This window comes from Methylophaga sp. UBA3192, from assembly GCA_002363955.1.
GTDB lineage: Bacteria > Pseudomonadota > Gammaproteobacteria > Nitrosococcales > Methylophagaceae > Methylophaga.
The window spans coordinates 513,975-537,006 of the sequence record DEXE01000006.1; the positions used below are offsets into that span (position 1 = coordinate 513,975).

Sequence of the window (23,032 nt, forward strand, 5' to 3'; positions counted from 1 at the left end):
CGAGCTTCAATATCACTCATAACATCTGTTTCCTTTGGTGGTTAAGTACAAACAACGTGCTGGCATTTTATAGTGCGAGCACTGCGGAGACAAGCTGGAAGCCTTGTCCGAAAATATCTCCACAATAAAAAAACCTGAGTCTCTGCAGATTCAGGCCCTCAATTCATATACATGCCGCCGTTTACATGCAGCGTTTCGCCGGTAATATATCCTGCTAAAGGACTGGCCAAAAAGCTGACAGCAGCGGCAATTTCTTCTGCCTCACCGAGGCGTTTGATCGGAACCTGTTCCAGTAACGCTGTTTTATGCGCTTCTGGCAGACCACTGGTCATATCGGTATCAATAAACCCTGGCGCAACACTGTTTACAGTAATACCGCGTGCCCCGACTTCACGAGCCAAAGATTTGCTAAATCCAATCACACCCGCTTTAGCTGCGGCATAATTAGTTTGACCAGCATTCCCCATCACACCAACAACGGAGGTGATATTAATAATTCGGCCCCAACGGGCTTTGGTCATCGCGCGGACGCAGCGTTTACTCAGTTTAAAAATAGGTGTGAGATTGGTATTGATAATATCGTCCCATTCTTCATCTTTCATGCGCATCAGTAAATTATCACGGGTAATTCCGGCGTTATTGACCAGAATATCCGGCGCAGAAAATTCTGTTTCAATCGCTGTGACGGCCTCATCAATCGCATTATCCTGCGTGACATTCAATACCATGCCTTTGCCCTGAATGCCTGCTGATTGCAAATATTCACTGATGGCAGCGGCGCCATTTTCTGAGGTGGCGGTGCCGATAACCGTTGCACCCTGCTCGCCCAGACTCAATGCAATGGCACGTCCGATACCACGGGTGGCCCCCGTTACCAAAGCAACTTTACCTTGTAGGCTCATGATTATTCTCCTAACGCTTCTTGAGTTTTCTGCAGAGTTACTGAATCAAATACCGGTAAAGCCTGCAAAGATTTATCGATACGTTTGCTCAGGCCAGCCAGTACTTTCCCCGGCCCACATTCAACCAGCGTATCCACACCCTGTGCAGCAAGCCATTCGACCGTTTCAACCCAACGAACCGGATTGTATAACTGTTGTGCTAATAATTGACGAATTTCATCAGGATCGGCAGTTGTGCTCACACTTGTATTATGAATTACAGGAATTTGGGGAGCTTGAAGAGTGACGGATTCCAGCTCTGTAAGTAATTCTTCAGCAGCCGGACGCATCAACGCACAATGCGAGGGTACGCTGACAGGTAATAGCAGAGCACGTTTTGCGCCTTTTTCAGTCGCAATTTCAACAGCTTTATCAACGGCAGATTTAGTTCCGGCAATCACTACCTGGCCCGGTGAGTTAAAATTAACCGCTTCAACGACGCCTATATCACTGGCTTTCTGACAGACAGCTTTGACGACATCATCGTCCAGACCAAGTATAGCCGCCATAGCGCCTTCACCTGAAGGAACGGCCTGTTGCATCAATTGACCGCGTTTTTCGACCAGCTTAATGGCTGTTTTAAAATCCAGAGCCTGTGCTGCTACCAGTGCAGTATATTCACCCAGGCTATGACCTGCCAGATAAGCTGGCTTATACTGGCTCGTCGCCTCCCAGCAACGCCAGACAGCAATACCGGCGGCCAGCATGGCTGGTTGGGTTTTATCAGTTTGATTTAATTCAGTTTCAGGTCCATTTTGAACAAGTGACCATAAATCATAACCAAGGGCCTCACTGGCCTCTGAAAATGTTTGCTGAACTTGCGGAAACCTTTCAGACAACTCGGCTAACATGGATACTGATTGAGAACCCTGACCGGGAAAGACAAAAGCTGAATGCATTGCTAAAAACACCTCAGATTAATATTTGATGAGCGCAGAGCCCCAGGTAAACCCACCACCAAACGCTTCAAACAATAATGTTTCGCCGCGCTTGATACGACCATCACGCACGGCTACATCTAAAGCCAGTGGAATAGATGCCGCAGAGGTATTACCATGGTCTTGAACGGTAACGACAACACTGTCCATGGACATGCTCAATTTTTTGGCTGTCGCCGCAATAATTCGGATGTTCGCCTGATGCGGTATCAGCCAATCAATATCGTGTTTATCTAATTGATTGGCTTCAAGTGTTTCGTCGACGATCTTACTAAGGGTTTTGACGGCCACCTTGAAAACTTCATTGCCTTGCATTTCGATATAAGCTGGATCTTCGGTTATAGCACTGCCTGGCCCGGTCGGCACATGTAACAGATTATTAAAGCTGCCATCGCAGTGGATATGTGTAGACAGTACACCAGGCTCAACAGAAGCCTGAAGCACGACGGCACCCGCCCCATCACCAAATAACACACAGGTATTGCGGTCAGTCCAGTCGACTATGCGCGACAAGGTTTCTGCTCCAATAACCAGTACATTTTTAGCACTGCCTGACTTAATAAACTTGTCGGCAATAGTTAATGCGTAAACAAAACCCGTGCAAACGGCCTGAATATCAAACGCTGGACAGCCATGAATCCCCAGCCGTTGCTGAACCAGTGCTGCGGTGCTTGGAAAAATGCGTGTCGGAGTTGTTGTTGCGACAATAATCATGTCAATGTCGCGAGACTTTAATCCTGCAGAAGAGATGGCATTTTTGGCAGCAAAGTACGCTAAATCAGTTGTGGTTTCGTCAGTGGCAGCAATATGTCTTTTTTTTATACCGGTACGATCGGTAATCCACTCATCACTGGTTTCAACCATTGATTCTAAATCAATGTTTGTCAGAAATTTTTCCGGTAAATAGCTGCCCGTCCCGGCAATTCTGGAATAAATCACAATACTTGTTCCTCTAGAAGAGTTTCAAGATGTCTAGTGATATTCTTCGGTACGTCTTTTCTGGCTTCAAGAATGGCAATATTTATCGCATTGGCGAACGCAAACGCGTCAGCACCACCATGACTTTTGATCACGATGCCTTGTAAACCAATCAAATTGGCTCCGTTAAATGATCGAGGATCGAGTTCTTTACTGAAATGTTTCAAAACCGGATAGGCAATCAAACCGGCAATTTTAGTGAAAATATTACGACTAAATGCCTGACGCAGATAATGACGAATCATATGCGCGACGCCTTCACTGGCTTTTAACGCCACATTACCAACAAACCCATCACAGACCAGTACATCAACTTCGCCATGGTAAAGACCATCACCTTCAACATAACCATAATAATTCAAGTCTGTTTTAGCCAATAAACGAGCCGCTTCTTTTACCCGTTCATTACCTTTAATTTCTTCAGCACCAACATTAAGCAGGCCCACTGTCGGATTTGGTTTTCCATCAATCAACTCGGCCAACACGGAGCCCATTAATGCAAATTGCACCAGATGTTCGGCTGTGGAGTCCACATTGGCCCCAAGATCGAGAACATAGGTGTGTCCACGCATGGTGGGCAAGGCTGTAATGATGGCTGGACGTTCAATTCCTGGCAGGGTTTTTAATACAAAACGTGCCGTTGCCATCAATGCGCCGGTATTGCCGGCACTGATACAGGCAGCAGCCTGCCCTTCTTTTACAAGATTTATGGCCACCCGCATTGAAGAATCTTTTTTACCGCGAAGTGCTGATGAAGGGGCTTCATCCATGCCAACCGTTTGAGAAGCATGGTGAATTTTAATCCGGTGCTTGTCAGCAAGCTGATGTTTGGCTAACTCTGCTGATATGGTGGCTTCATCGCCCACCAGAATCAGTTCTACATCGGTATGCCTTTCCAGCGTTGATATGGCAGCGGGGATCACGACTTGTGGTCCGTGATCCCCGCCCATAGCGTCGATCGAAATTGTTAAAGTCAATTTCTGTTAAGCCTTATTCACTCTTGTCAGCGATGACTTTACGGCCACGATAGTAACCGTCAGCGGTTACATGATGACGACGGTGTAATTCACCTGAAGTTGAATCAACAGATAATGTTGACTCTGTCAATGCATCATGTGAACGACGCATGCCGCGACGTGAAGGACTCTTTTTACTCTTTTGAACAGCCATGGCTTAAACTCCTAAACCCAAAATAAATTACTTTTTCGATTTCAATGCAGATAACACTGCAAATGGTGAGACCGGTTTCTCAGCCTCAATTTCTTCTTCCCCCGCTTGCCATAATTCTTCAGGCAAACATGGATAATCATGTTTTGGCACGATTGGCAAAGCGAGTATCAACTCATCTTCCACAATCTGTGCCGGATCAACTTGTTTTGCATCATTCAAGATCCAAGGCTCATATTGTTCAGCCAGTCCTTCAATCTTTCCTTCGTGTCGTACCAAGGCCAGCTTTGTGACTATATCCATTGTATGGGCCATAGGCTCCATACAACGTTCACATAGCAGTTTGACTGTTACAGCAAATTGCCCACGCATAAAAGGTGTGCCGGTCGTATCAATATCAAACAGCATATCGACTTTCACCGTCCCCGAATCGTCATAAAGCATTTCACTCAAGCGCGACATTTTACTGACCGGGATTTCGCCCGCTATCTGTAAACCGCTATGAGCAAAACGAAACGGATCTAACTCTTTTGGCAATTGCTGATGCATAATCGACGGGATTATATAAGAATTGGTATCAAACAGCAAAAAGCTGTTTATTCCTGCCGAATTCAGCAGGAAGTGAACTTTTAGAATTGTTGCGATGGACGATGACTTTAAACGTCATTATGCAGCTCAATGGTCACGTTACCTTCTTCAGCACTCTGTTTTGACATGTCATTACGCAGCGCATCAATATAGTACAAGTAGGTCTCATCAATATCACCGGTAATGTAATCGCCATCAAAGCATGAGGTATCAAAACGTTCAACATCACTTTTCTTGTTAATGGCTTCGACCAGATCTTTCAAATCCTGATAAATTAACCAATCCACACCCAGCTCTTCGGCAATTTGTTGGACGTTACGATTGTGCGCGACAAATTCAGATGGTGATGGCATATCTATACCATACACATTAGGGAAACGAACCGGTGGCGCTGCGGATGCCAGGTAGACTTTTTTAGCGCCTGCATCCCGGGCCATTTGCACGATTTGCTGAGAAGTAGTGCCACGAACAATTGAGTCATCAACCAGCAGAACATTTTTATCGCGGAACTCCAGATCGATTGCGTTCAATTTCTGCCGAACCGATTTTTTGCGCTGTTGTTGACCTGGCATAATAAAGGTGCGGCCAATATAACGATTTTTAATAAAACCTTCGCGGTATACCACGCCTAAATCATAAGACAGTTGTAATGCAGCACTGCGGCTGGTGTCGGGGATGGGGATCACCACATCAATATCATGGTCAGGAAATTCGCGTTTAATTTTATCCGCCAGTTTGGTTCCCATACGCATGCGGCTTTTATGTACCGAAATACCATCCATCATTGAATCAGGGCGAGCAAAGTATACATATTCAAATATACAAGGTGATTTAATTGGATTTTCGGCACATTGCTTATTATGGAAACGGCCTTCCATATCAATAAAGATGCATTCGCCCGGCTGCACATCACGCATAAATTCAAAATCCAGCGTATCCATGACAACGCTTTCAGAAGCCACAACATATTCGGTGCCTTGCTCGGTCTCACGTTTGCCGATAACCGCAGGACGAATACCGTAAGGATCACGAAATGCCAGCATACCGACACCGGCAATCATGGCGACGGCAGCATATGCCCCTTTACAGCGTTTATGAACTTCGACAACAGCGTTGAAAATATCTTCTGGTTGTGGTTTGAGTTTTCCAGAAGTCTGTAACTCATGAGCCAGTACATTCAGTAAAACTTCCGAGTCGGAGCCGGTATTCAGGTGCCGACGATCGCTTTTAAATAACTGATCAGATAAGAGCTGCGTATTGGTCAGGTTGCCATTGTGTGCCAGTGCGATACCAAAAGGTGAATTGACATAAAAAGGTTGGGACTCAGCTGAGTTGGAGCATCCCGCGGTCGGATAACGAATATGTCCTATTCCCATCGAGCCTTTAAGCCGAATCATATGACGCGTATGAAACACATCTTTTACCAGACCATTATCCTTACGAAGATAAAACCGTCCGGTTTGGTCACAAGTCATAATGCCCGCAGCATCCTGACCACGATGTTGTTGAACTGTCAGACCATCATATAACGCTTGATTGACTTCTGAATGACCAACGATACCAATAATTCCACACATAAAAACACCCTGTCAGGATTAGTTGAAGTTAACGTGTTCAGCAACATCAGCCGGTAACAGCTGCTTGACCCAAACCGCCAGATCTTCAAAGTGTTGTAACAATAATGAGTTTTGCCACCAACTATCTGATGGCATGGGTGTTACACCTGCAACCAACACCAAAAGTGTAACGATTGCAACACCTCTAAGAATACCGAAAATCACCCCGAGTGCCCGGTCTGTACCGCTAAGCCCTGTTTTTTCAACCAATTGTGAAATCAAATGATTAACCAGGGCACCGAGTATTAATGTGACAACAAATAAGACAAAAAAAGCGATAAATAAACGTATGGTAACTGTATCGATATAGGGCGTTAACAAGCTGGCGAAATTTGCATAAAACATAAAGGCGACCCAAATCGCCACTATCCAGCTGATTAATGAAAGTACTTCTTTTATAAATCCACGAACGATACTGATGCCCGACGAAATCAAAATAATGCCGATTATTAAATAATCTACCCAGTTCATTATGACTCCGCATCGAGCAGCGTGTTAAAAAGAGAATTTTATCAGAATTGCGAAAGCTAACCCAATATATTTACGCTTATCCGATTACAAAAAGATGACCAAAGAATTCATCATGGATAAGGAAATATCTGGGTATTCAAATTCAATTGTTCACGAATTGAAGCCGCGGTTCGTTCCAAAGTAGCTCTATCAGCATCTGGTTGAAGCCTGACACGGTAGATTACAGTCTCTCCTGACCGGGTTTGTTCAATCATCGGTTTATATCCAATATCTTCCAACTGCTTTTTCAGGCTGGTTGCATTGGCTTCTACCGAAAAACTACCCAATTGAAGAATCCATCGTGAAGCTGAGTCAGCTGATGTGGAAGGTTCAGGTTGGCTCACTGGTGGCGGAGACGGTTCGGGCGTCTCAGCAACAGGTTCGGGTTCTGGTTTAGGAGCAGGAGCCGGTTTTTCTGAAATAATTTCTGGTTCTGGCGTTTTTTCTGTTGAAGAATCGGTTTCTACCGGCTTATCAGATACGGAAGATTGAGGAATACTCTCTGTATCAGCAGAACCAATATCAACAAAAGCTTCTTCAGCTAGAGAAGTCTCATCTCCCATCAGGGATTCATCATCAGTTTCTTCCTGTAATGCTTCAATCACCGAAGAAAACTGAATCGGCTCTGCTTCTTGAACTTGCCTCCCTGATTCTGTCTGACTGACTTTAGATAAAACGATATAAGCGAGCACGGCGATGAAAAAGACAAGCAAAAGCGTCCCGATTAAACGCTGTTGTTGTTTTTGAGTCATCATAAATCTCCGTTGCTCGCTTTAAACAGGTTAATGCCGGTTTTGTGTATTGACTTCGTGAAAACTGGCCTGATCTGGTGGCATTACAGTCGCAGTATCCGGAGTAGGTAATACCTTGGTTGGCATATGCTGCAAGGCTTTTTCCAATACTTCATTAATCCAGCGTACAGGAATAATCTCCAGCCCGGATTTTACATTATCCGGAATTTCCCGTAAGTCCTTCACATTATCTTTAGGAATCAGAACGGTATCAATGCCACCACGATGTGCGGCCAGCAATTTCTCTTTCAAACCACCAATGGCCAACACCTCGCCACGCAACGTGATCTCGCCTGTCATGGCCACATTGGATTTAACCGGTATACCGGTTATCGCTGAAACCAGTGCAGTACACATACCAATACCTGCGCTTGGGCCATCTTTTGGTGTCGCACCTTCGGGTACATGAATATGTAAATCGTGACTTTGCAGATAATCCTCGGCAATGCCCCACTCTACTGCCCGAGAACGAACAACGGTGGTAGCCGCCTGAATGGATTCCTGCATCACATCACCCAGTTTACCTGTATAGCTGGCTTTGCCTTTACCCGGCATTACCGCCGATTCGATAGTCAGTAACTCACCACCCACTTCGGTCCAGGCCAGACCAGTGACCTGTCCAATGCGATCATCTTCTTCAGCAACACCATACTGATAATGATAGACGCCTAAATAGTCTTCCAGATTATCTGCTGTCACAACAACCTTCTCGGTTGGTGATTCACTGAGGATTTGCTTAACTAATTTGCGACAGATCTTCGAAATTTCACGTTGCAGATTACGCACACCTGCTTCACGTGTATAACGCCGAATGATTTCCATCACTGCATCAGAGGTAATTTCAATCTCATTCGCTTTCAGACCATTGTCTTTTATCGCTTTTGGCAACAAATACTGCAATGCGATATTCAATTTTTCATCTTCGGTATACCCTGCAAGACGAATTATTTCCATTCGATCACGCAGTGCATCCGGAATATTCAATGTATTTGCAGTACAGACAAACATTACATCCGACAAATCATATTCGACTTCAAGATAGTGATCGGCAAATGTTGAGTTTTGCTCAGGATCAAGCACTTCCAATAAGGCAGAAGCCGGATCACCACGGAAATCCTGAGCCATTTTGTCGATTTCATCCAATAAAAACAGTGGATTACGTACACCTGTTTTGGAAATATTCTGAATCACTTTACCCGGCATAGAGCCAATGTAAGTACGGCGGTGACCACGAATTTCCGCTTCATCGCGCACACCACCCAATGCCATGCGGCTGAATTTACGATTAGTCGAACGGGCAATAGATTGCGCAATAGAGGTTTTACCGACCCCTGGAGGTCCAACCAGACAAAGAATAGGACCTTTCAGCTTTTTAACACGTTTCTGTACCGCGAGGTATTCAATAATGCGTTCTTTAACTTTTTCCAGTCCATAGTGATCTTCATCCAGAACCTGCTGTGCATGGTCCAGATCCAGCGTCACCCGTGAGCGTTTTTTCCACGGTACCTCAAGTAAATATTCAATGTAGTTTCGAACCACTGTTGCTTCTGCAGACATTGGCGACATCATTTTCAATTTTTTCAGTTCAGACTCAGCTTTATCACGAGCCTCTGTACTCATACCCGCCGCCGCAATTTTTTCCGCTAGTTCTTCAACTTCGTTGCCACTGTCATCCAGTTCACCAAGTTCTTTCTGAACCGCTTTAAGTTGTTCGTTCAGATAGTACTCGCGCTGGCTTTTCTCCATCTGTTTTTTAACACGGTTACGAATACGTTTTTCGATTTGCTGGATATCGATTTCCGATTCCAGGAATGCCATCAACTTTTCAATTCGGTCTTTGACGTCAGACATTTCAAGTAAAAGCTGTTTGTCTTCAAGCTTGAGCGTCATATGCGCAGCAACGGTATCTGCCATACGAGCCAGATCTTCAATGCTGGATAAAGAAGCAATCACTTCAGGTGGAATTTTCTTATTGAGTTTAACGTACTGCTCAAACTGTCCCAGCAGTGTCCGCATTAATACATCAGCTTCACGCTGATCAGGATGCTCATCAATAAAACTGGCAACTTCAGCTTCGCAAAAAGCATTGGTATTGTCGTATAAAGCAACTTTAGCGCGTTGTGTACCTTCAACCAATACTTTTACTGTGCCATCCGGTAACTTTAATAACTGCAGAATATTGGCAAGGGTTCCTGTTTCATACAGATTTTCTGGCGCAGGAGAATCTTCGCCAGAATCTTTTTGGGCTACCAGCAGGATTTGTTTATTTTCATCCGTAGCGTGTTCCAGTGCTTTGATGGATTTTTCTCGTCCAACAAATAAAGGAATAACCATATGCGGATATACAACAACATCACGTAGTGGCAATACAGGCACTTTTTGCAATGCATTGTCATCAGTTGATGTAGCTTCAAATTCTTTTTCCATCAATGCAGACCTCTTTAGGGAGTCAACAGACACGGTTATCGTGTTCGTGAAAACAATATGGGGACAGGCATAAAGAAATCAAGCGTCCGGAGAAACCGGACGCGTTAAAATCAGCCGAAGTGTTTAAAGATCAATCAGGTAGGAACTATTTATCACCTGAAGCGAGATCAGCGGGTTGATCTTCATAAATCAAAATAGGCGTGTTTTCACCATTGATAACACTTTCATCAACCACCACTTTGGTGACGTTATCCAAAGACGGCAGGTCAAACATAGTATCCAGCAATACATTTTCAATAATTGAACGCAAACCACGAGCACCGGTCTTACGCTCCATGGCTTTGCGAGCAATCGCCCGTAAAGCATCCGCCCTGAACTCTAATTCACAATTTTCAAGTTCAAACAATTTTTCATATTGTTTGGTTAATGCATTTTTTGGCTCAGTTAAAATCTGTACCAAAGCGGCCTCATCAAGTTCTTCAAGCGTGGCAACTACCGGCAGTCGGCCTACAAATTCCGGTATCAAGCCATACTGAATTAAATCTTCTGGCTCTACTACACGTAACGCCTCACTTGAAGGCGAATTGGTATCGACACTTTTAACATCGGCAGAAAAACCAATACCACCTTTGTGAGTACGGTTGCGGATAACTTTGTCCAACCCAGCAAAGGCACCACCACAAATAAACAGAATTTTGCTGGTATCAACTTGCAAAAACTCCTGTTGAGGATGTTTTCGGCCGCCTTGAGGAGGAACAGAAGCGATCGTACCTTCAATCAATTTCAACAATGCCTGCTGAACGCCCTCACCAGATACATCACGCGTTATTGATGGATTGTCTGATTTTTTTGAAATCTTATCAATTTCATCAATATAAACGATTCCTGTTTCAGCTTTTTCAACATCGTAATCACATTTTTGCAGTAATTTCTGAATAATGTTTTCAACGTCTTCACCAACGTAGCCAGCTTCGGTCAATGTTGTTGCGTCGGCCATAGTGAAGGGTACATTCAATTGTCTGGCAAGCGTCTCAGCCAATAAGGTTTTACCGCTACCGGTTGGCCCTATCAGCAGAATGTTGCTTTTGGATAATTCCACATCATCATTTTTAGTACCATGACGCAAACGTTTGTAATGGTTATAAACCGCTACTGATAACACCCGTTTTGCTTTGACCTGGCCGATAACATAGTTATTAAGTGCCGAATCAATTTCATGAGGAGATGGTAGTCTGGAATCCGCTTTTTCATCGGTTTTTTCTTGTAACTCTTCCCGAATAATATCGTTGCAAAGCTCAACACATTCATCACAGACGAATACCGAAGGGCCAGCGATCAATTTTTTTACTTCATGCTGACTTTTACCGCAGAATGAACAGTAAAGTAATTTGTCGTCGTTTTTTTTGTCGTCGCTCATCGCTCTACTTTCCTAACTTTTGTGATTGCTCAAGATTTCTCTGCAGGTCGGCTATTCATTACAGCATCAATTAAACCATATTCTGCTGCCTGTTCACCATTCATGAAGTTATCACGATCAGTATCACGTTCAATTTTCTCAATATCTTGACCAGTGTGATGGGCCATAATTCCATTTAATCGATCACGAATACTTAAAATTTCCTTGGCATGGATATCAATATCCGATGCCTGTCCCTGAAAACCGCCTAACGGCTGATGCACCATAATGCGTGAATTTGGTAATGCAAAACGTTTGCCTTTGGCTCCGGCCGTTAAGAGTAAAGCGCCCATACTGGCCGCTTGACCGATGCATAACGTGCTGACCTGCGGTTTGATAAACTGCATTGTGTCATAAATTGCCAGACCAGCGGTCACAGCACCACCTGGAGAATTGATATAAAGGTGAATGTCTTTATCAGGGTTTTCAGATTCGAGGAATAACATCTGGGCGACAATCAAATTCGCCATATGGTCTTCCACCTGACCCACTAAAAAAATAATACGTTCTTTCAGCAGCCGGGAATAAATATCGTAGGAACGTTCACCACGTGAAGTCTGCTCAACGACGATTGGAACCAATGCATTTTGAACTGGATTGAGATGCTCAGAAAATATATTGCTCATAGCGGTCCTGTTTTCATGCCAAATAAAAAATAACCCGTGCCCAAAAGTTTGAGCACGGGCTGTCTTTGTAAAAAACGTGCTTGTGCCTTTAGGCTACAGCATTCATCACTTCTGAAAAGGAAGATGCTTTTTCTTCAACTGTAACATGATCGTAAATCCATTCAACTACGGCGTCTTCAACAACCATCATCTGGATTTCAGATAATTTATCCTGATTGGTCATGTAGTAATTCATAACGTCTTCTGGATCTTCATAACTGGCGGCAATCGCTTCAATTGCTTCGCGAACCCGTTTTTCTTCAGGTTGAATTTTGTTATCGGAAATTATCTTACCGATCAGCAGGCTGAGTTTGACACGTTTTTCTGCATTTTCCTTGAAGTTGCTCAGCTCAAAAGGTAAACCTTCAACGTTCACACCCTGGTTACGTAAATTATTTTTTGCTTGTTCCATCAAATAATTGGCTTCACGTTCTACCGGAGCTTCCGGCAAAGCAACTTCATTATTCGCTGCTACGCTATCCATCGCTTTGCGCTTGTTCACATTTTTCAATGCACCGGCAAGTTCACGTTCCATATTTGAACGAACTTCTTTTTTCAATGCAGCAATGCCACCGTCAACACCACACATCTCTGCAAATTCTTTGTCTAATTTAGGCAGTTTTTTCTTGGCAACCTGTTTAACCGTAACAGCAAAATCCGCTTTTTTACCACGTAAATGTTCTGCACGATAGTCATCAGGGAAAGTCATTGAAATAGTCAGCTGTTGATCCTGTTTCACACCTACGAGTTGTTGCTCGAATTCAGGCAACATGCTGCCATTGCCAATAACGACTAATACATCCTGACCTTTACCGCCCTGGAATTCTTCACCATCAATACTGCCGATAAAATCAATGGTCACGCCATCTTCTTCCTTGGCTGCACGTTTGAGGGGATCCCAAGTCATGCGCTGCTCGCGCAAGGTTTCAAGCATTTTATCGACATCTTCATCCGTGACTGCAGCAACGGTTTTTTCCAGCTTGATGTCATCCAGCTTTACAGCTTCAAGTTCAGGAAAGATTTCATAATTCAACGTGTAGATTAACGCTGTTTCTTCTTCTTTCATGCTGTCGATATGAGGTGGACTGGCAGGATTGACATTTTCTTGAGTGAACGCTTCACGCATGCTGTCCTGGACTATTTGATCAATCACTTCGCGACGTGCTGAGGGACCATGCGTTTTAACCAGCATTTTCATCGGAACTTTGCCGGGACGGAAACCAGCCATCCGAACTGATGGACGGATAGATGACAAACGTTGTTGAACGGCTTGTTCAATATTCGCATCTTCCACAGTGATGGTCATTTTACGACCGAGTTCGCTGACATTTTCTACAGTTACTTGCATTCTTTAAACCTCAAACACGGGGATTAAGCGCATCGTCAGACATTTTAGCGCCGACAATTGTAAATGGTACGAGAGGAGAGACTCGAACTCTCACAGGTTACCCTACTGGAACCTAAATCCAGCGCGTCTACCAATTCCGCCACTCTCGCAAATCGTTACAGATATGCTTACATATCTAATTAAGTCGGCCATTATAGCCAGATAAACTGACCAAAACTAGCCTTGTATTGTCAAAAATGCGAATGCCAGGGCTGCTTGCTGGCAAAACTGGCGAAAAGCGATAAGATCCTGTCGATCTAATTCCCTGCCGGATGCCTGTCTGTCAGCCAGAAATAACCCCACGGGTTTATTGGCTTTTTTTAATGGCATTGCCAGGACTGCGTTGACACTTAATAAATCTTTACTTTCTGTTTGCAGTTTTTTTAACGCATTCTGCTGTGATGAATCGACCAACAAAGCATCTTCTGCAGACAGTAAATCACTAAATATTGACGGTTTACTCAGAATGTCTATCTGAAACAACTCACAGAATTGTTCATCCTGGTTGCCAAGAGCATAACGACAATTCAGCCGGCTTTTATCCGCTGATATCACCGCAAAAATCACGCGATCCATGCCTGTACCACGATAAATACCTTCCATCACCATTTCAAGTATCTGATTAATTCCCCTATGCTCCTGAATCGCTTGCGAAATATCCTGCAGAATGCGTAGCTGGATAGATTGGTCCGGTACCTGATAAATGGCTGTAAGTTCAATGTCACTGATGAAGTTCTCTGACTCCCCTTCGGCCTGGACTTCATCAGGCAAAGGGATCAATCCATGTGCACGCTCTATACCGGTCAGGTTAAGTAATTGCTGGGCAGCAAGGGCACTGGCATAGACAGTTGGTTTTACTGTTTCAGTTTTACTGTGAGTCAGCTCCGCGACACCGTCAAACCATGGCGCTAACTTACTGACATTCCATGATTTTCTGGTATCAATTGCCAATTGCCCCGCGTAACGAATGATCTTTACCGCTTCGGTCTTTACATGAGGGCGAAAACTTTCAATTAATAAGTCATTTAATGCCCAGGCTTCCGCCAGTCCCTGTGTGAGTTGATTCAGGGTGTATCCTAAAGTATCTGTTTCGGCGGATACATTTGATTCGGTTTGTTCAAATGCTGCGACGGTTTTTTCATCAGCAAAGGCCCAAAACGTCAGATGTCCCAGTCGTGACAATAACGCGGCAATAAAAATATCTTCCGGCATTTCCGATTTACAAAGCGTCGCCATATTTTGTGCCTGCACAGCAGCGTGCAGAGATATAGCCATTTCCTTCAATACTTTTTCATGTCGTTTACTGGCTTTTAATGAATCAATTAACACCAGTGTCAGTGCCAACACTTTGACCTGCTCAAAACCTAGCAGCATTAAGGCTCTGGAAACGGTATTAATGTGATGACCTTGCGGATTGTAATACACACTGTTGGCCATTTTTAATAAACGCCCGGTCAAAGCCGCATCACGTAGAATAACCTGTGCCACATCGACCGCGGCACTGTCTTCCTGTTCCAGAATTTGATTGATTTCCAGCATGGTATTGGGAAATACCGGCATATGCTTATCTGTCAGTTGACGGATAAACCGTTGAGCTGCGACAGGTATTGGCGTCAGTGTCATTCGCTGTCTTCTTTCGCAACCAGCTGATTAGCGATGCCATGTGGAACATGGCCGGTAGCAACATGATCTCTTGCAGAAATACAGTGACGTTCCTGATCATCAAAAAAGATATCGGCACCAAATGATTTCAAAAACGGACCTTTCTCCATACCTCCCAGAAAAATAGCTTCATCAATTCGAATCCCCCATTCACGTAAGGTACGGATTACCCTTTCATGAGCGGGCGCAGAACGAGCTGTTACCAGTGCGGTGCGAATCGGTGAGCTGTTTTCCGGATATTGCGTCTGGATCTGATTCAATGCCATTAAAAAGTCTTTAAACGGGCCACCCGATAATGCCTGACGGGCCGTTTGCTGCTCGTTCTGAGTAAAAGCTTCCAGTCCACGCTCTTTAAATATCCGCTCGGACTCATCCGAAAATAAAACTGCATCCCCATCGAAGGCAATACGAAGTTGCTCGGATTCAGAGTTATTCCCCAGATTGGATGGCAATATTGTCGCAGCAGCGATACCCGCTTCAAGCGCCATACGAACATCTTCAGGACTAGTGGATAAAAACAGGTTGGCACTGAACGGTGCTACATATCTATAAGGACTGCTACCAGAGGTAAACACAGCACGGATAATGGCTAATTTATGGTGTTGGATCGAGTTGAACACTCTTAGGCCGGTATCGGCACTGTTACGTGATAACAAGATGATCTCAACACGTGGAGTATTGGGATTATTATCATTTAAAGCCAGTAACTTCTTCACCAGATTAAACGCACCACCCGGAGATAATGGCACATCCTCATTTTCAATCTGAAACTGGCAATAGGCTTCAGTACCCTGCTCCTCGTAAATTCGATGGCTTTCATCCAAATCAAACAATGCACGCGATGAAATAGCCACCACCAATGGTTTTGTCGGCGTTTCCACGTTTACTCCCTGATTAATGATTGAGCATCTAAATGAGCATTCTGTTTAATGACGTTCCACATTTTTTCTCTGGCTTCAGCTGGTAACTTCGGGCTGTTAAATAATCTTTGCATATCCTGTTCAAAACTGGTCAGTACAGATACCGATGCCGGTTTGCCTTTAGGAAAATCACTGTCAGCGGTAAAAACCACATGACAGAACACCGGCATTTTGGGGATTATCGAACGGACAGCCTGACGAGCATTTTCGAGATGATGCAACGGATTGGTAAACTTATAACTCCGACCGTCGACAATTTGCGTCCATTCCTCAATTTTTTCGGCCCCGAACAGGTGACCACTTATCGGGTAATCACGCAGAATCAATATGCCTTGTTCCAACAGAAAAAGCTTTTCAATTTCCAGCAAACCGCCTAATCCATCCGGCAGGACCAAATTCTTAAGTTCGTCCTGTTTATAGGGTTTTAACACTTGCTCAATCTGAATCTCTGAATGACTTTTCCGAACAAAATGCCGATAGAATAACCAGATAACGAATATAACAAATACGCCCAGTGCACCGGCCGTTTCTATAGAAAATTCTTCAAGCAAACGAGTACCACTCCTAAATTTTTCAGACATTATACGGCGTTCAGATGAGGCTTTGTGCATTTGCCTTATCGTTTTGCGGGTCCTGATGAATAATGATTTCGGCATCATCAAATAACCCACGAATTTCGCGACTCACTTTATCACTGACATTATGCGCTTCCTGTAAACTCAGCTCAGGATCCAATTCCAGATGCAACTGAATAAAAACCGTCGTGCCTGAACGTCTGGTCCTTAAATCATGCAGACCTTTGGCTTGGGGATGCGTAAATACCAATTGTATTATCTGTTGCCGCTCAGCCTCAGAGATTTCATGATCCATCAATAAATCAATGGCATCCCTGAGAATTTTCCATGCACTGAACAAGACATACATGGCAATCATTACCGCCATTAATGGGTCGAACCAGAGCAAGCCGAACTGCGTTAATAACAAAGCAATGATCACGCTGAAATTGACCAACAGATCTGACTTGTAATGTAATGAATCCGCACGAATGGCTGATGAATTGGTTTTGGCGATGACATAACGCTGAAGCATTAATAACCCAATAGTAGCAATCATCGAAATGACCATTACCGCCACACCGAACTCTATTCCAGATGTCAGAGGCTGAGGATTGACCAACCTGCCACTTGCCTGAAACAACAACATAATTGCTGAACCAGCAATAAACATTGATTGGCCTAACGCCGCCAGAGGTTCTGCTTTACCGTGACCAAAACGATGTTCTTTATCGGCCGGCTGCAAGGCGTGCCGGATAGCCAGCAAATTCACGAGCGATGCCAGCAAGTCGAGACTGGAATCAATAAGGCTTGCCAGAATGCTGATGGAGTCCGAGCTATACCAGGCAATAAGCTTGGCTGTAATCAGCAATAATGCAGTGACAACTGAAGCGTAGCTTGCGATACGCATGAGCGCTGCATTATTGAATTGTTGAGACCGTAACATGTTGTCAGTATAGTGAGACCCAACCTTTGTGCAAAGCGGTAATGAACTGCATTTACCAACAGATTAACTGCCTTTTCAGGAAAGAAATATCATGCCGATCATCAACATCACCAGTCAGCCGTTTACTGATCAACGTCCTGGCACATCAGGTCTGCGTAAGCGAGTTAAGGTATTCCAGCAGGAACATTATCTGGAAAACTTTGTACAGGCGATGTTTGATGCCATTGGGAACACCAGGAATCAAACCCTGGTCATCGGCGGCGATGGACGTTTTTACAATGAAACAGCGATTCAAACCATTGTGAAAATGGCAGTAGTCAATGGTTTCAAACGATTGATTATCGGTCAGCATGGTCTGCTTTCAACTCCGGCAGCATCGTGCATTATTCGAAAATATCAGGCTTTTGGCGGGGTTATCCTCTCGGCCAGCCATAATCCTGCAGGTCCGGAGGGTGATTTTGGTATCAAATTCAATATTCGAAATGGTGGCCCAGCGCCGGAAAGTATTACAGAAGCTATCTATCAGCTAAGTCAGAAAATTTCTTCCTATCGTATTTTCGAATGTGAGGACATTTCTTTGTCTGATATTGGAACCCAGTATCTACAGGATATGCAGATCGATATCATCGATCCGGTTACTGATTATGCTGAGATGATGGCCAATATTTTCGATTTTCCGGCCATTCGTGCATTGCTGTGTAACGGCCGCTTTCAAATGCGTTTTGATGCGATGCATGCCATTACCGGACCATATGCAAAAGAAATCCTCGAAAAACGCCTGGGCGCAGAAGTTGGTACAGTGATTAATGGTATCCCACAAGCTGATTTTGCCGGCGGCCATCCAGATCCTAATCTTACCTATGCACCTGAGTTGGTGGCAGAATTATTCGCCGAAAATGGTCCGGATTTCGGTGCAGCATCAGATGGTGACGGCGACCGAAACATGATTCTTGGCCATGGAATATTTGTCACACCTTCAGACAGTCTGGCTATTATGGCAGCGAATGCAGATCTCGTTCCCGCTTATCAAGAAGGACTCAAAGGTATCGCCCGATCAATGCCGACCAGTCAGGCTGCAGATAAAGTCGCAAAATCGCTGAATATTCCGTTGCATGAAACCCCGACAGGCTGGAAGTTTTTTGGAAACCTGCTTGATGCAAATCTGGCGACATTGTGTGGTGAGGAAAGCTTTGGAACCGGGTCAAATCATATTCGTGAAAAAGATGGTCTGTGGGCGGTATTATTCTGGCTGAATATTCTGGCCGTCAGACAGCAGTCGGTACTGGATATTGTGCGCCAGCATTGGCAGAAATATGGGCGTAATTATTACACTCGCCATGATTATGAAGAAATCCCCACTAATAAAGCGAATCAGTTAATTGAAAGATTGCAACTGCAACTGCCACAACTGCCGGGACAAAAGATGAACGGATATATCGTGAAATATGCTGATAATTTCGGTTATCACGATCCGGTGGATAACAGCATTGCTGAAAATCAGGGCATTCGTATTGGATTTACCGATGGTTGTCGTATTATTTTCAGACTTTCCGGTACCGGTACACAAGGCGCAACATTAAGGGTCTATATTGAAGCGATTGAAGATAATCCCGATAAATTGTTTGCAGATACCCAGACAAGACTGCAAGATCTCATTGAGCTGGCCGATAGCTTAGCGGGTATCAAATTATTTACAGGCCGTAATGCGCCGACTGTTATTACTTAGGTTTATTCATGCAAACATTGATTTTAGGTTCCAGCTCGCCTTTTCGGGCTGAACTGCTGGCTAAATTACATTTGAAATTCATTACTGTATCACCGGATATTGATGAAAGCCCGCTAGCCAATGAAAACCCCGAACAACTGGTAAAACGTTTGGCGGAAGCCAAAGCCCGTAAAATTGCAGAACATTATCCAGACAGCCTGATTATTGGTTCGGATCAGGTTGCCGTTTTAAACAAGCAGATAATGGGCAAGCCCGGAAATCATACCAAAGCCACTGAACAGCTTTGTGCAGCCGCTGGAAACAAGGTTATCTTTATCACCGGCCTGGCTTTATATAACGCAGCAACTGACAAAATGCAGTCTTTGGTAGATTATTATGAGGTGATATTCAGAAATCTGACGGCAGAACAAATTGATTTTTATTTACAGACAGAACAGCCCTATCAATGTGCCGGCAGTTTTAAATCAGAAGGTTTTGGAATAAGTCTGTTTCAGGAGCTTCGTGGTCAGGATCCCAATAGCCTGATTGGACTGCCGCTGATCCGGTTAATTGAACTGCTGGCCAACGAAGGTGTCGATGTGCTGGCGCAGCAGTCCGTTTAGGATTTGTTGCGATTTCAGGACCTGGATTATTGCTGTTTGTTTTTTTCAGCGTTTTCCATGGCCGCAGCCTGGGCAGCCATATTATTCATTGCCTGTCCCATTAACTGGCGAGCAGCCTTTGAACGTAAGTTTCTGGCCATGCCTTCTGTGAGTCCGGGATTAACATTATTATCTGTCAATAATTGCTTTAATTCATCCAGCCGAGGCTCACATGACTGAAGAATTTCATCAGCATTCTGTGTGGCGTCTTTACCGCTTTTACTGGTTTTTAAACGTGACTCCATCATACATTTATTGTAGGCGGTAATATTATTGGTCATTTCATTAATTGCTTCCTGTGGCATATCGCCCGGAGTCAACATAGACTCTTCTGCCAAAACTGTTGAACATAAGACGGCCAGTGAGCCAGCAGCCAGGTAGTGCTTAATCATTTCATCCTCTCCAGATATTTATAGTTTTTTGGTGCCAAACTAGGACTGGCACAGTAGGCAAATTATCCCATTGTGTGTGAATACGCTACAATCTGCCGACATAATCAAATCAGTAATCAGGCTTTTCAGTCTGATTTTTCAAACTCATAACGCACATCCCAGATGAACAACACACAAGATATACGCTTTCAACAGTTGCAACAATGGTTACAAAACTTTGTAACCGATAAAAATTATTCTTTAGTGCCCGCCTCCAGTGATGCCAGCTTTCGACGTTATTTCCGACTGACACAAAACGATAGCAGCCAGATCATTATGGATTCACCTCCGGAGCATGAAGATAATCATGCTTTTATCAAAGTGGCCACATTACTGGAACAATATGGCCTGAATGTCCCGCATATTTATCAGCAGGATACGCACTCCGGTTTTCTTATCCTGAGCGATCTTGGTTCCACACCCTATCTTTCTCAGTTATCGGCAACCACAGCCGATGCGCTTTATAAAAAAGCCATTGATAGCCTGATTAAATTACAGAAGATTCCTGGTAATCATCAGCAATTACCTACATATGATTCAGCCTTGTTATATCGTGAGATGCGTTTATTTGATGAGTGGTTTCTGCAAAAACATTTACAGTTAACACCACCTGACTGGTTAACAGTTACCTATGATTTGTTAATCGACAATGCCTTGTCTCAACCTCAAGTCCTGGTGCACCGGGATTTTCATTCACGTAATCTGATGTTTTTACCCGGACAAGCTCCCGGTATCATTGATTTTCAGGATGCAGTGATTGGCGCCATTAGTTATGACTTGGTTTCATTGTTGCGTGATGTGTATATTCAATGGTCTCCGGCTGAACAACAGCAGTGGGTTGGATATTATATAGAGCAGGCACAACAGCATGGATTGTTAACTTGCGAGCAAGCAGAACATTTCCCTCGCTGGTTTGATTTAATGGGCTTACAACGCCATCTTAAAATACTGGGGATCTTCTGCCGACTGAATTACCGCGACAATAAACCTAATTATATGAATGATTTAGCATTGACTTTAAATTACGTTTATCAAGTATGTGAGCGCTATCCAGAGCTACAGGATCTCTATCAATATCTTATTGAACAACCCAAAATAATGGCCATTAAATGAAAGTAATGATTCTCGCAGCAGGTCGCGGTGAACGGCTCAGACCACTCACTGATCACACGCCCAAACCTTTGCTGCATGCCGGGCCAAAACGCTTGATTGAATATCTGATTGAGAAACTAGTCGATGCCGGACTTAAGGATATTGTGATTAATCATGCCCACCTTGGTGAGCAATTTGAGCCCATATTAGGTAATGGTGAACGTTACCACGCTAATTTTGAATATTCAGCAGAAATCACTGGCGGGCTGGAAACGGCTGGTGGAATTATTCAGGCGTTACCGCTATTGGGCAATGAACCTTTTCTGGTGGTAAATGGTGATATCTGGACAGATTTTCCCTTTGCAGCTCTGAATAAGCTCACTCTTATCAAAGAGCAACTATGCCATTTGGTTATGGTGAACAATCCTGCGCACAATCCTGATGGGGATTTTTATCTTAATGCCGATGGTTTGCTATCAATCGAAGGTGACCCCAAACTGACGTTCAGTGGTATTGGAATTTATCGTCCAGAGATGTTTGCAGATCATCCGGTCGCCAAACTGGCCTTGAAACCTTTTTTGGTTGAAGCAATGAAGCATCAGCAAGTCACTGGACAGCATTATCAGGGACAGTGGTCTGATATTGGAACGGTCGAGCGCTTAACCGCATTGGCTAAGCAACTCGACGTTTAACAGCACATTAAGCGCAGAGAAATTCCAGTAAGGCTTTTTGGGCATGTAAACGATTTTCAGCTTCATCCCAAACGACACTTTGCTGACCATCGATCACTTCCGCGGTGACTTCTTCACCACGATGTGCTGGCAGACAATGCATAAATAATGCATCTGCAGCAGCTTGTTGCATGACCTTTTTATCAACCTGAAACGAAGCAAATGCAGCTTCACGTTTCCGCTGTTCCTCTTCTTGGCCCATACTGGCCCAGACATCAGTCACTACTAGATCAGCATGCTCTGCAGCCTGAATTGCATCGTTAAACAGATGAATCGGTGCATCAACGTCATTGACAATAGAAGCTTTAGGTTCATATCCAATCGGTGTCGCAATGTTTAAGGTAAAACCAAATTGTTGCGCCGCATTGATATAGGAATGACACATATTATTGCCATCACCAATCCATGTAACGGTTTTGCCACGAATATCACCCCGATGTTCCTGATAGGTCTGCATATCGGCCAATAACTGACATGGATGGTAGTCATCGGTCAACGCATTAATCACCGGTACTGACGAGAATTTGGCAAAAGTTTCCACTTTACTGTGCTCGAATGTACGGATCATGACCGCATCAACCATACTGGAAATAACCCTGGCAGAATCCTCAATCGGCTCGCCTCTACCCAGTTGCGTATCATCCGGCGATAAAAAGATTGAACCACCACCAAACTGCACCATGGCAGACTCAAATGATACCCGGGTACGGGTTGATGATTTTTCAAAAATCATCGCCAGCACTTTGTTTTTTAAGGGCTGATAAATCTCACCTGCCTGGTGCATTTTTTTGAGTTCAGAAGCCCGCGTAATCAATTGGGTCAATTCAGTCGGCGATAAGTCTTTAAGCGTCAGAAAATGTCTCAT

23 protein-coding genes and 1 tRNA gene are annotated in these 23,032 nt (G+C 44.1%); 4 read left to right on the forward strand and 20 right to left on the reverse strand.

Annotation, left to right across the window (positions count from 1 at the left end; genetic code table 11):
- Nucleotides 1-158: 158 nt before the first annotated feature.
- From fabG to B2337_RS09545, 18 genes are all read right to left on the reverse strand, one after another.
- Nucleotides 159-902 (reverse strand): 3-oxoacyl-ACP reductase FabG, encoded by a 744-nt coding sequence (fabG, locus tag B2337_RS09460; protein ID WP_292359392.1) that lies wholly within the window; start codon nt 900-902, stop codon nt 159-161.
- A 2-nt stretch (nt 903-904) separates the two neighbouring features.
- Nucleotides 905-1,840, reverse strand: a complete 936-nt coding sequence (gene fabD / locus B2337_RS09465; protein ID WP_292415095.1) for an ACP S-malonyltransferase — start codon at nt 1,838-1,840, stop codon at nt 905-907.
- Nucleotides 1,841-1,858: 18 nt separating this feature from the next.
- Nucleotides 1,859-2,818 (reverse strand): beta-ketoacyl-ACP synthase III, encoded by a 960-nt coding sequence (locus B2337_RS09470; RefSeq protein WP_292359389.1) that lies wholly within the window; start codon nt 2,816-2,818, stop codon nt 1,859-1,861.
- On the reverse strand, nt 2,815-3,834 hold the full coding sequence (gene plsX / locus B2337_RS09475; RefSeq protein ID WP_292415096.1) for a phosphate acyltransferase PlsX: 1,020 nt from the start codon (nt 3,832-3,834) through the stop codon (nt 2,815-2,817). Before plsX ends, B2337_RS09470 begins: the two co-directional genes overlap by 4 nt.
- A gap of 13 nt (nt 3,835-3,847) precedes the next feature.
- Entirely contained in the window at nt 3,848-4,027 is a 180-nt protein-coding gene (gene rpmF / locus B2337_RS09480; protein ID WP_069295354.1) for a 50S ribosomal protein L32, read from the reverse strand.
- 27 nt (nt 4,028-4,054) lie between these two features.
- Entirely contained in the window at nt 4,055-4,561 is a 507-nt protein-coding gene (locus tag B2337_RS09485) for a YceD family protein (protein ID WP_292359385.1), read from the reverse strand.
- A gap of 119 nt (nt 4,562-4,680) precedes the next feature.
- A complete protein-coding gene (gene purF / locus B2337_RS09490; RefSeq protein ID WP_292359384.1) occupies nt 4,681-6,189 on the reverse strand; it encodes an amidophosphoribosyltransferase in 1,509 nt (502 codons plus the stop codon).
- Nucleotides 6,190-6,207: 18 nt separating this feature from the next.
- Entirely contained in the window at nt 6,208-6,699 is a 492-nt protein-coding gene (locus B2337_RS09495) for a CvpA family protein (RefSeq protein WP_292359383.1), read from the reverse strand.
- A 110-nt stretch (nt 6,700-6,809) separates the two neighbouring features.
- Nucleotides 6,810-7,493, reverse strand: a complete 684-nt coding sequence (locus B2337_RS09500) for an SPOR domain-containing protein (RefSeq protein ID WP_292415097.1) — start codon at nt 7,491-7,493, stop codon at nt 6,810-6,812.
- A gap of 27 nt (nt 7,494-7,520) precedes the next feature.
- Nucleotides 7,521-9,956 carry an endopeptidase La gene (gene lon / locus B2337_RS09505; RefSeq protein ID WP_292359380.1) on the reverse strand — a complete coding sequence of 812 codons (2,436 nt, stop codon included), beginning with the start codon at nt 9,954-9,956 and terminating at the stop codon, nt 7,521-7,523.
- A 145-nt stretch (nt 9,957-10,101) separates the two neighbouring features.
- Complete coding sequence (gene clpX / locus B2337_RS09510) at nt 10,102-11,373, reverse strand: ATP-dependent Clp protease ATP-binding subunit ClpX (RefSeq protein ID WP_292359378.1); 1,272 nt, start codon at nt 11,371-11,373, stop codon at nt 10,102-10,104.
- Between the two features lie 29 nt (nt 11,374-11,402).
- Nucleotides 11,403-12,038: an ATP-dependent Clp endopeptidase proteolytic subunit ClpP gene (gene clpP, locus B2337_RS09515; RefSeq protein WP_292359376.1), complete on the reverse strand. Its 636-nt coding sequence runs from the start codon at nt 12,036-12,038 to the stop codon at nt 11,403-11,405.
- Nucleotides 12,039-12,126: 88 nt separating this feature from the next.
- Nucleotides 12,127-13,425: a trigger factor gene (gene tig / locus B2337_RS09520; RefSeq protein ID WP_292359374.1), complete on the reverse strand. Its 1,299-nt coding sequence runs from the start codon at nt 13,423-13,425 to the stop codon at nt 12,127-12,129.
- 64 nt (nt 13,426-13,489) lie between these two features.
- Nucleotides 13,490-13,574: transfer RNA gene (locus B2337_RS09525), tRNA-Leu, on the reverse strand.
- A 67-nt stretch (nt 13,575-13,641) separates the two neighbouring features.
- Nucleotides 13,642-15,087 carry an HDOD domain-containing protein gene (locus tag B2337_RS09530; RefSeq protein WP_292415098.1) on the reverse strand — a complete coding sequence of 482 codons (1,446 nt, stop codon included), beginning with the start codon at nt 15,085-15,087 and terminating at the stop codon, nt 13,642-13,644.
- Complete coding sequence (locus B2337_RS09535; RefSeq protein ID WP_292359370.1) at nt 15,084-16,007, reverse strand: 5'-nucleotidase; 924 nt, start codon at nt 16,005-16,007, stop codon at nt 15,084-15,086. The genes B2337_RS09530 and B2337_RS09535 overlap by 4 nt, the downstream gene beginning before the upstream one ends.
- 2 nt (nt 16,008-16,009) lie before the next feature.
- The gene (locus tag B2337_RS09540) at nt 16,010-16,627 is read right to left on the reverse strand and encodes a nuclease-related domain-containing protein (protein ID WP_292359368.1); all 618 of its coding nucleotides are present in this window, start codon (nt 16,625-16,627) and stop codon (nt 16,010-16,012) included.
- 10 nt (nt 16,628-16,637) lie between these two features.
- Entirely contained in the window at nt 16,638-17,510 is an 873-nt protein-coding gene (locus B2337_RS09545) for a cation diffusion facilitator family transporter (RefSeq protein WP_292359367.1), read from the reverse strand.
- Nucleotides 17,511-17,637: 127 nt separating this feature from the next.
- On the opposite strand from B2337_RS09545, the gene B2337_RS09550 reads away from it, so the two are divergent.
- Together B2337_RS09550 and B2337_RS09555 are read left to right on the forward strand one after the other, a co-directional pair.
- Complete coding sequence (locus tag B2337_RS09550) at nt 17,638-19,272, forward strand: alpha-D-glucose phosphate-specific phosphoglucomutase (RefSeq protein WP_292415099.1); 1,635 nt, start codon at nt 17,638-17,640, stop codon at nt 19,270-19,272.
- A gap of 8 nt (nt 19,273-19,280) precedes the next feature.
- On the forward strand, nt 19,281-19,874 hold the full coding sequence (locus tag B2337_RS09555) for a Maf family protein (RefSeq protein ID WP_292415100.1): 594 nt from the start codon (nt 19,281-19,283) through the stop codon (nt 19,872-19,874).
- Nucleotides 19,875-19,900: 26 nt separating this feature from the next.
- Here B2337_RS09555 and B2337_RS09560 read toward each other — a convergent pair whose 3' ends face one another.
- The gene (locus tag B2337_RS09560; protein WP_292359362.1) at nt 19,901-20,305 is read right to left on the reverse strand and encodes a hypothetical protein; all 405 of its coding nucleotides are present in this window, start codon (nt 20,303-20,305) and stop codon (nt 19,901-19,903) included.
- Nucleotides 20,306-20,467: 162 nt separating this feature from the next.
- On the opposite strand from B2337_RS09560, the gene B2337_RS09565 reads away from it, so the two are divergent.
- Together B2337_RS09565 and murU are read left to right on the forward strand one after the other, a co-directional pair.
- A complete protein-coding gene (locus B2337_RS09565) occupies nt 20,468-21,457 on the forward strand; it encodes an aminoglycoside phosphotransferase family protein (protein ID WP_292415102.1) in 990 nt (329 codons plus the stop codon).
- The gene (gene murU, locus B2337_RS09570) at nt 21,454-22,128 is read left to right on the forward strand and encodes an N-acetylmuramate alpha-1-phosphate uridylyltransferase MurU (protein ID WP_292415104.1); all 675 of its coding nucleotides are present in this window, start codon (nt 21,454-21,456) and stop codon (nt 22,126-22,128) included. The genes B2337_RS09565 and murU overlap by 4 nt, the downstream gene beginning before the upstream one ends.
- Before the next feature lie 7 nt (nt 22,129-22,135).
- Here murU and argF read toward each other — a convergent pair whose 3' ends face one another.
- Nucleotides 22,136-23,032 (reverse strand): ornithine carbamoyltransferase, encoded by an 897-nt coding sequence (argF, locus tag B2337_RS09575; protein ID WP_292415105.1) that lies wholly within the window; start codon nt 23,030-23,032, stop codon nt 22,136-22,138.

Excerpts from the sequence above, each read along its gene's own strand:
- B2337_RS09530 (WP_292415098.1), bottom strand. The coding sequence starts at position 15,087 with ATGACACTGACGCCAATACCTGTCGCAGCTCAACGGTTTATCCGTCAA.
- purF (WP_292359384.1), bottom strand. The coding sequence starts at position 6,189 with ATGTGTGGAATTATTGGTATCGTTGGTCATTCAGAAGTCAATCAAGCG.
- B2337_RS09500 (WP_292415097.1), bottom strand. The coding sequence starts at position 7,493 with ATGATGACTCAAAAACAACAACAGCGTTTAATCGGGACGCTTTTGCTT.
- lon (WP_292359380.1), bottom strand. The coding sequence starts at position 9,956 with ATGGAAAAAGAATTTGAAGCTACATCAACTGATGACAATGCATTGCAA.
- B2337_RS09560 (WP_292359362.1), bottom strand. The coding sequence starts at position 20,305 with ATGATTAAGCACTACCTGGCTGCTGGCTCACTGGCCGTCTTATGTTCA.
- fabG (WP_292359392.1), bottom strand. The coding sequence starts at position 902 with ATGAGCCTACAAGGTAAAGTTGCTTTGGTAACGGGGGCCACCCGTGGT.
- B2337_RS09565 (WP_292415102.1), top strand. The coding sequence starts at position 20,468 with ATGAACAACACACAAGATATACGCTTTCAACAGTTGCAACAATGGTTA.
- B2337_RS09495 (WP_292359383.1), bottom strand. The coding sequence starts at position 6,699 with ATGAACTGGGTAGATTATTTAATAATCGGCATTATTTTGATTTCGTCG.
- B2337_RS09545 (WP_292359367.1), bottom strand. The coding sequence starts at position 17,510 with ATGCGTATCGCAAGCTACGCTTCAGTTGTCACTGCATTATTGCTGATT.
- B2337_RS09540 (WP_292359368.1), bottom strand. The coding sequence starts at position 16,627 with ATGTCTGAAAAATTTAGGAGTGGTACTCGTTTGCTTGAAGAATTTTCT.
- clpP (WP_292359376.1), bottom strand. The coding sequence starts at position 12,038 with ATGAGCAATATATTTTCTGAGCATCTCAATCCAGTTCAAAATGCATTG.
- tig (WP_292359374.1), bottom strand. The coding sequence starts at position 13,425 with ATGCAAGTAACTGTAGAAAATGTCAGCGAACTCGGTCGTAAAATGACC.
- clpX (WP_292359378.1), bottom strand. The coding sequence starts at position 11,373 with ATGAGCGACGACAAAAAAAACGACGACAAATTACTTTACTGTTCATTC.
- fabD (WP_292415095.1), bottom strand. The coding sequence starts at position 1,840 with ATGCATTCAGCTTTTGTCTTTCCCGGTCAGGGTTCTCAATCAGTATCC.
- argF (WP_292415105.1), bottom strand. The coding sequence starts at position 23,032 with ATGAGACATTTTCTGACGCTTAAAGACTTATCGCCGACTGAATTGACC.
- murU (WP_292415104.1), top strand. The coding sequence starts at position 21,454 with ATGAAAGTAATGATTCTCGCAGCAGGTCGCGGTGAACGGCTCAGACCA.
- rpmF (WP_069295354.1), bottom strand. The coding sequence starts at position 4,027 with ATGGCTGTTCAAAAGAGTAAAAAGAGTCCTTCACGTCGCGGCATGCGT.
- B2337_RS09550 (WP_292415099.1), top strand. The coding sequence starts at position 17,638 with ATGCCGATCATCAACATCACCAGTCAGCCGTTTACTGATCAACGTCCT.
- B2337_RS09555 (WP_292415100.1), top strand. The coding sequence starts at position 19,281 with ATGCAAACATTGATTTTAGGTTCCAGCTCGCCTTTTCGGGCTGAACTG.